General features: G+C 36.0%; 7 protein-coding genes, 1 tRNA gene and 3 pseudogenes. 3 read left to right on the forward strand and 8 right to left on the reverse strand.

From position 1 onward, the window contains the following. From IHO40_RS04785 to IHO40_RS04820, 8 genes and pseudogenes are all read right to left on the reverse strand, one after another. Positions 1-827 (reverse strand): M48 family metallopeptidase (locus tag IHO40_RS04785; protein ID WP_225537011.1); only part of this gene is annotated, 827 nt, incomplete at its 3' end. 71 nt (positions 828-898) lie between these two features. Further along, positions 899-1,552, reverse strand: coding sequence for a 3,4-dihydroxy-2-butanone-4-phosphate synthase (gene ribB / locus IHO40_RS04790; RefSeq protein ID WP_225537012.1), 654 nt, complete (start codon positions 1,550-1,552; stop codon positions 899-901). Positions 1,553-1,554: 2 nt separating this feature from the next. Beyond that, a complete protein-coding gene (gene greA, locus IHO40_RS04795) occupies positions 1,555-2,049 on the reverse strand; it encodes a transcription elongation factor GreA (protein ID WP_225537013.1) in 495 nt (164 codons plus the stop codon). Between the two features lie 9 nt (positions 2,050-2,058). Continuing rightward, a complete protein-coding gene (gene atpA / locus IHO40_RS04800; RefSeq protein WP_225537014.1) occupies positions 2,059-3,600 on the reverse strand; it encodes a F0F1 ATP synthase subunit alpha in 1,542 nt (513 codons plus the stop codon). Further along, complete coding sequence (atpH, locus tag IHO40_RS04805) at positions 3,597-4,157, reverse strand: ATP synthase F1 subunit delta (RefSeq protein WP_225537015.1); 561 nt, start codon at positions 4,155-4,157, stop codon at positions 3,597-3,599. The genes atpA and atpH overlap by 4 nt, the downstream gene beginning before the upstream one ends. A 290-nt stretch (positions 4,158-4,447) precedes the next feature. After that, positions 4,448-4,796: pseudogene (locus tag IHO40_RS04810) on the reverse strand (TrbC/VirB2 family protein). A 152-nt stretch (positions 4,797-4,948) separates the two neighbouring features. Continuing rightward, the gene (gene dnaJ / locus IHO40_RS04815; protein WP_225537016.1) at positions 4,949-6,064 is read right to left on the reverse strand and encodes a molecular chaperone DnaJ; all 1,116 of its coding nucleotides are present in this window, start codon (positions 6,062-6,064) and stop codon (positions 4,949-4,951) included. A 93-nt stretch (positions 6,065-6,157) separates the two neighbouring features. After that, positions 6,158-6,232, reverse strand: a tRNA-Arg gene (locus IHO40_RS04820). Between the two features lie 166 nt (positions 6,233-6,398). Between IHO40_RS04820 and IHO40_RS04825 the strand changes: the two are divergent. The 3 genes and pseudogenes from IHO40_RS04825 to IHO40_RS04835 all read left to right on the forward strand — a co-directional run bounded on the left by IHO40_RS04825 (position 6,399) and on the right by IHO40_RS04835 (position 7,566). Further along, positions 6,399-6,704 (forward strand): annotated as a pseudogene (locus IHO40_RS04825) (TrbC/VirB2 family protein). 130 nt (positions 6,705-6,834) lie between these two features. After that, positions 6,835-7,181: pseudogene (locus tag IHO40_RS04830) on the forward strand (TrbC/VirB2 family protein). Between the two features lie 88 nt (positions 7,182-7,269). Then, positions 7,270-7,566, forward strand: a complete 297-nt coding sequence (locus tag IHO40_RS04835; RefSeq protein WP_225537017.1) for a TrbC/VirB2 family protein — start codon at positions 7,270-7,272, stop codon at positions 7,564-7,566. Positions 7,567-7,780: the final 214 nt, after the last annotated feature.

A 7,780-nucleotide genomic window follows, 5' to 3' on the forward strand; every position in this document is an offset into this window, starting at 1 on the left:
GCCTCTTCTATCTTTCCTTGTCTATAATGGATTATAGCATTTACATACTCAGAATTACCTTCATATTTATTGGATAACACATGAATGGGAGAAAATAAGGAGTCTAGCTTTACAACCATACGCTTAAACCTTAGTAACTTATCTGCAAGAATTGGTTTCACATTGTTTTTAACCTTATAATTTTGCACGGCAAATATGCGCTTATCATTAAGTGGATGAGTGCGGAAATACTTTTCAGTATTTTTATGTTCAATACTTTTAAAGTAGTTAAAAATCTCTTTCATACCTGAGTTATCATAGCCAGATTCATCAAGGTACCTTAAAGCATAACTATCTGCTACACTTTCTTGCTCTTGAGAATAGTTAAAAAACAGTCTTGAGCTAAATGCTATGCCGCTTAGCAAGATTGCACTAGCAACCTGGGGATTAATAATAATAGTAGAAACCAATCCTACCACATAACTGATCATTGCTATCGATTGAAAATAGCCCACAGCACCACTCATCTGCAATACATGACCAGCAGATATGTGAGCAATCTCATGTGCTAATATGCCAAGCAAAATGTAAGGCTCAGTCGAGTGTTGCAAAAGTCCTAAGTGAATGAAAATGCTATTATTATCAATTACGAAAGCATTAATAGAGTTATCATTAATTATGAAAACTTTTATTCGATCACTATCAATGCCTGCAGCAGAAAATAATGGTTGTGCTAGTTCTTTTACTACTACCTCCACCTCACTATCTCTAATAACGTTAATAGAGTAAGCGCTACTGCAATATATAAAAAAGAGCAATAAGATAAAAAACTTAGCAATTTTAAACATGAAAATTCCGTATTTGTATAATCTTTAGGAACTTTACATTTTAACACTTAAGTTATACAAATTTATAAACACTAGCTTAACTTTTTAATGTAGTTAACAAGTTTATCGATGGTAGTTAACTTAATCTTATGTTGTTCAGCAAATCTAAGTAACTGAGGTAAGCGCATCATAGAGCCATCATCGTTCACTAATTCACACCCTACAGCTGCGTGATTAAGGCCAACTAACTTTGCTATTTCAACACTTGCTTCAGTATGACCGTTGCGTACCAAGACCCCACCATCGTTTGCAATAATAGGAAAAACATGACCGGGAGTAATAATATCGTCTTTAGTGCTCTTTTCATCAATAGCGGTAAGTATTGTGTGTGTTCTATCATGAGCAGAAACGCCTGTTGTAATACCATAACGTGCATCAATTGATGTAGTAAATGCAGTGTGGGGAATAAGCTTTCCATCTACATTGCTTTTCCTCATAAACTCAAGGCCTAGCCTACTCATATGAGGCCTTGCCATAGCTAAAAATACAATGCCAGTACCATACCTAACCATAAAAGCTACATGTTTTGGCTCTAGTTTTTCAGCTAAGACAATTAGATCACCTTCATCTTCTCTATCCTCATCATCAACTAAAATAAATAACTTACCAGAACGGGCATCCTCTAGCACATCTTCCACAGGAGAAATGCTAGATAGACTCATTGATGCATAAGTGGTCTGTACCATATTTATTTAAATTCAATCTTAACTACTTTGTACAACTTCTCTCCACTTGGCACTACCACTTCCACATATTCGCCAACTTTTTTACCAATTAAAGCACTACCTAAAGGTGAACTAGTAGATATCAACTGTTTTGAAACATCAGCTTCATACTCACCTACAATTTTATAAATATATTCTGCTTCACTACCATCATTGCTAAGCATGCTTAATGTTACGGTTGTGCCGAACATTACTGAATCGCCAGACAAGCTTTTCACTTCTATTACTTCTGCGTGTGAAATCTTGTTTTCTAACTCCATTATACGTCCTTCAATAAAACCTAACCTTTCTCGTGCAGCATGATACTCTGCATTTTCAGATAAATCACCTTGATCACGTGCATCAGAAATAGCTTGTATAATGGAAGGCTTTTCTTCCCTTAATTTCTCAAGCTCGGCTTGCATATGTTCAAAACCTTCCCTTGTCATAGGAAACTTATTAACAATTGATGAAGCCATAACTACCACCTAAACGTAATTAAATTGAGTAACAAAATTACTCACAATATTGAAAATATCGTCTTTTATATCATCATTCATGTTGCTTGACAACTTTTTTAAAACTCCAGGGTGCACAGCATGAAAATAATTGATAAGATCATATTCAAACTTATTGACATCGCTTATTTGTACCTTGCTTAACTGATCATATAGATTAGAAAAGACATACATCAGCATCACTTGCTCTTCTATTGGCATAGGTGAATGCTGTCTTTGCTTTAATAACTCAACAAGATATTTACCCTTGTTTAAGGATAGTTGAACACTAGCATCGAGATCAGAACCAAATTTTGCGAAATCTTCTAACTCTCTATATTGAGCCAAACTTAGCTTTATAGAACCAGCAACTTTTTTCACAGGTTTCAATTGTGCAGCAGAACCAACCCGTGAAACTGATAAACCTATATTTACCGCAGGGCGAAATCCTTTATGAAATAATTCGGACTCTAGGAAGATTTGTCCATCGGTGATCGAAATTACGTTAGTTGGAACATATGCAGATACATCACCAGCTTGAGTTTCGATAATTGGCAAAGCAGTTAGAGACCCCTGCCCTTTTTCATCAGACATTTTGGCAGCTCTTTCAAGCAAACGGGAATGTACATAGAATATATCTCCAGGATAAGCTTCACGGCCAGGAGGACGCCTCAATAATAAAGACATCTGCCTATATGCCACAGCGTGCTTAGATAAATCATCGTACACCACCAAGCAATGCATTCCATTATCACGGAAAAACTCTCCTATGGTGCAACCGGCATAAGGTGCTAAAAATTGCATAGGTGCACAGTCAGATGCACTAGCCACAACTACAGTTGTATATTCCAGTGCCCCACTTTCTTTCAGCTTATTTACCACTTTTGCTACTGTTGAAATCTTTTGCCCAATAGCAACATAAACACAGTAAACTTTTTGGTTTTCGTCCACTTCATCATTAATTTTCTTCTGATTAATGATGGTATCAAGCACAATAGTAGTTTTCCCGATTTGTCTATTGCCAATAATCAATTCGCGCTGTCCTCTACCTATTGGAATTAGTAAGTCTATAATCTTAATTCCGGTCTGCAGAGGTTCATGCACAGATTTACGATCAATAATTCCTGGTGCCTTAGACTCCATGTCCATTTTGCTTTTGGCTCTAATCTCCCCGCCATTGTCTATAGGATAACCTAATGCATTTACGACTCTTCCCAATAATTCATGCCCTACATGAACCTGCACAACGTTACCACTGCATTTTACAATATCTCCCTCTTTGACATCACGATCATTACCAAGCACCACTATTCCAGCTATATCGTGATCTAAATCAAAAATTATTCCTTCTATACCATTTGCAAAGAATACCTTTTCACCAAATTTTGCTTTTTCAAGTCCGTAAACCAATGCAATACCATCAGTTACTGAAATCACTTCACCTATATTTTCTCGCTTTACAGGATTATCAAACGCCTCGACTTTTTCTTTTATTATGTTTACTATCTCAGAAGCATTTATACCGTTTTTCATACACAATTCCTTATTTTCAATATTTCCGTTTTACTCAAATCAACCAATCTATCTAAGTAACTTTTCAGCGAAGCATCAACCAAATTAAAACCATACTTCACCACAAAACCACCGAGTATAGAAGCGTCAACCACGTTACTTACCTTTGTTATTTTACCAAGGAAGCTTAGAGATTCAGCAATTATTTTTATATCTGGTTCTTTCAAAGCCTCTGCTGACTTTATAATAACTTCCAATTCATTTTCATTTTCTCTCACAAGACTTAAGAATTTTTCTAATATCAGGATTAATAAATCAGAGCGCCTGTTCGCAGATATAACCATAATAAATTTTACTAAGTTCTCAGTTAAGTTTTCATTTATAGAGAGTATCGCTTCTTTTTTTCGTGCAAGAGAAATCATAGGATGAGATAGGTATATAAAAATATCGCGTTGATTTTTGAAAGAAGTCAACAAAAATTCTACTTCTTTTCTTGTAGTACCTAGTTTATCTTCTGAGATATAAAACAGCGCTCTAGCATAAGATGAGACTAAGTTATTGTATTGGGTCCTTTTCATATCAAATTACTTATATATACTTAACCATAAAATCCAGCCTAAAAATTTAATTCCAGCAGACTTTGCTGCGTAACAACCAAAAAAATTACTGACAAATTCACCATAAAATAGCTATCAAGGGAAAATACTCTAGAAACAATGAAAACCAGTAATTAAATTAAACATAACAGATTTCTCAGAGAAAGGGAAGTATTTTTTTATTATTAATGAAGCAATTTGATATCAGAAGTGCGAAGCAACAACTATCAGTTGTAATGTGTACAATGGAAGCAATTTGTTAGAAAAAGAATTTATTTCTTTTCTTCCGCTCCACATTTATCCATGATGGAAGCACTTCCAGTACCACCTACACCACCGATTACTTTTGTCGCAATAGCTTTTGCACCAAAAAACACAGCGCAAAATATACCGAGTGCAAAAAGAGCAGACCATGACATTCTACCGAATATCGCAAGCAAAGCCACACCTATTATTAACTATAGTCATAAAAGGTCCACCTATTCTCCAAACGTATTTAATGGCATTGCATATTACTTTGGTGGTTGCATCAACACTATCAGCAGCACTGCTCATATGAGAAAAGGAAATAAATAATATTATAAGGAAAACACTAAAAACTTTCCTAACTTTAGAATTTATCCCTATACCTTAAATTTAGACATTGTAATTATATTTAAAATACTTTACTTTTAGTAAAGCTAGAATAAAGGTTGAGAAGGTGTCAAGCATCAAGAGATAGTGGGTGGAACTAGAAAATAATTAACTACCTTTGATATTATTGAGCAAACTTCCTATTTTTTTTTTACCTTACTAAAGAGCCCTTCAGATTGCCGTTGCATGTTTGCATTTTCTTCTTCAAGCGCTTTCAACAGCTCAATTTGTTTTTCAGTTAAGTTCTTTGGATTTAAAGTCTCAACTATTACCTGCACGTACAAATCACCACGTACATTTGAGTTCATATATGGCATACCCTTTTCTCTACAGCGTAGTTTAGTACCGGTTTGGATGCCTTCAGGAACCTTTACTTTTATTTTAGCCCCATCGATTGACTGGACATCGATTTCACCACCAAGCACTGCTAACGTCATTCTTATAGGCATTTTACAATGTAAATCTGCTTTATCTCGAGTAAAAATCTTGTGTGGAGCGATTTTAACATATACATACAAATCTCCGCTTTTTCCACCTCTTACTCCAGCTTCTCCTTTACCACTTAGCCTTACCTTAGCGCCTTTCTCTATGCCTTTTGGAATTGAAACTAATATATTTACTTCATCTCTTCTGCGTCCATTTCCACCACATTTTTTGCATTTATTCTGTATTATTTCCCCTTCTCCACAACATGTGGTACATGTTCTCTCGATTGTAAAAAAGCCCTGTTGGGTCCTGATCCTACCGCTTCCTTGACACATGTGACACTGAATTGGTTTGATCGTTCCTTCGCTACCTGTACCTTGACACGTGTCACATTTTACATTTGTAGCGTAATGTATAGGCACTCGTATTCCTTTAAATGCGTCTTCTAGGGTAATTTCAAGATCATAACGCAAGTCCGACCCAGGCACTCCTACTGTGCTTCTCTTTGCTTTTGATCTACTTGATCCTCCAAATCCTCCGCCAAAAAAGTCGTTGAATATGTCACTAAAGTCTCCTGTAGCTTGGCTAAAATCAAATCCGCCAAAATTACCATCTTCATGTCTGTAACGATCATAACTTGCCTTTTTCTCAGGGTCAGACAGAACTTCATACGCAGCCGTTATTTCTTTAAATTTTTCCTCTGCTTTTTTATTACCAGGATTTCTATCTGGATGATACTTTAACGCTAATTTCTTATATGCTTTTTTTATCTCATCAACACTAGCATTTCTGCCTACTTCCAGCAGTTCATAGTAGTCTTTTGCGCTCATATACAATAGTTCAGTATTTAACCTTTAAAGATAGGTACTTCGTGTATCGATTTCAAGTGTGACCTCTGTTTTCCTCATAGACTAAAAACATTGTGCACCCTGAGCGATTTGAACGCCCGACCTTTTGATCCGTAGTCAAATGCTCTAGTCCAACTGAGCTAAGGGTGCCTTTGGTAAAATCAACTTTAACAGATTTTACAGCTTGACTCAATTGATTTGGCTAAAAATAAAATAGTACCGAAGTTAGATTGATAGTGTGATAAATTTACTAACACCCTTAACTTAAATTTAATAAACACAAGGGAAAATCTAGCATAAGGTTATTGGAGACATAATGAAAAAATTTCTTCTATTTATAGCTTTAATCCTCTCTTTTGTGCTTGATGCAAACGCTCCTAAAGCAGAGTAAAACTTGAGGTGATGAAACATAAGAAGTGATATGCAGCATAGTAAAATATACCCAAAGCATAGGTGGACTGATAATCACAGTAGTAATAATGGGTGCAGCTTTGCTTGCAATATTTGGTAGAATGCCCTAGCCTGCTCTTTTCGCATTCGGAGCATTTACTGCTGTGTTTTTGGTGCACCAAAGATTGTAACAGCAATAGCACCAGGTACAGCACAGGCATGCACCCCGTAGAAAAACGCTAATCTTCTGGCAAAGCTGATTAACTAAAAAGCCTCAAGTTTTAGGTGAGTAATACTTCTAGCATCATTTATCTAAATTCAATCAAAGCTGAGTAGCATAAAAAGTAAAAATTTTTGGAGACATAACGGAAAAATTTCTTCTACTTGTAGTTTTTATCCTTTCATTTACATTTGATGCTAGTGCTCTAGATGTAACATCATCAGTGATATGCAGTATAATAAACTATACTCAAAGCCTGGATGGACCAATGATAAAAATAGTGATAATTAGGTGCAGCACTGCTCGCAATATTTAGGAGAATGCCATAGCCAGCGCTCTTTGCACTAGATATTTACCTCTGTGTTCTTCGGTGCTCATGATGTCGTTTCAAAAATAGCGTCAAACACAGCGACTAAGTGCACAATATGCGATTTCGGGAAAACATTGCAAGAGGATATTCCAGGATCAGGAAAATATGTTTGTAAGTAGAAAGGTATTGAGTAAATGATGCTAAGCATCATTTACTCAAATTTAATCAAAGCGAAGTAGCATAAAATGTGAAATTATTGGAGGTATAATGAAAAAATTTCTTTTATTTGTAGCTTTAATTCTCTCCTTTGCATTTGATGCAAGTGCTAATACTGATGATGATGCAACATCAACAGTAATATGCAATATAATAAAATATACTCAAAGTCTAGGCGGACCAATGATTACGATAGTGATAATTGGTGCGGCTTTACTTGCTATATTTGGTAGAATGCCATGGCCAGCGCTTTTTGCACTAGGTGCATTTACTGCTGTGTTTTTTGGCGCTCCTGCGGTTGTTTCAAAAATAGCACCAGGAACAGTAAAAGCATGCCCCACTTCGTAGAAGCGTACTAGCCTTCTGTTAAAGTATCTACAACCCAAAGGTACTAAAAGCCTCAAAAACAGTTTTAGCTAAATGGTGCTTCTTAAAAGAGCACCGCTATTTCATAACTGTTGTGAGCAATCTCTGCCAAGAGAGTGTCAACTAAGTGGCCCCTTCTCTTGTCATCCAAGTGACTTTTTTCGTCATTCCAGCAGTTGATACTAGGATCTACTGT

It is taken from the genome of Wolbachia endosymbiont of Mansonella ozzardi (assembly GCF_020278625.1).
Classification (GTDB): domain Bacteria; phylum Pseudomonadota; class Alphaproteobacteria; order Rickettsiales; family Anaplasmataceae; genus Wolbachia.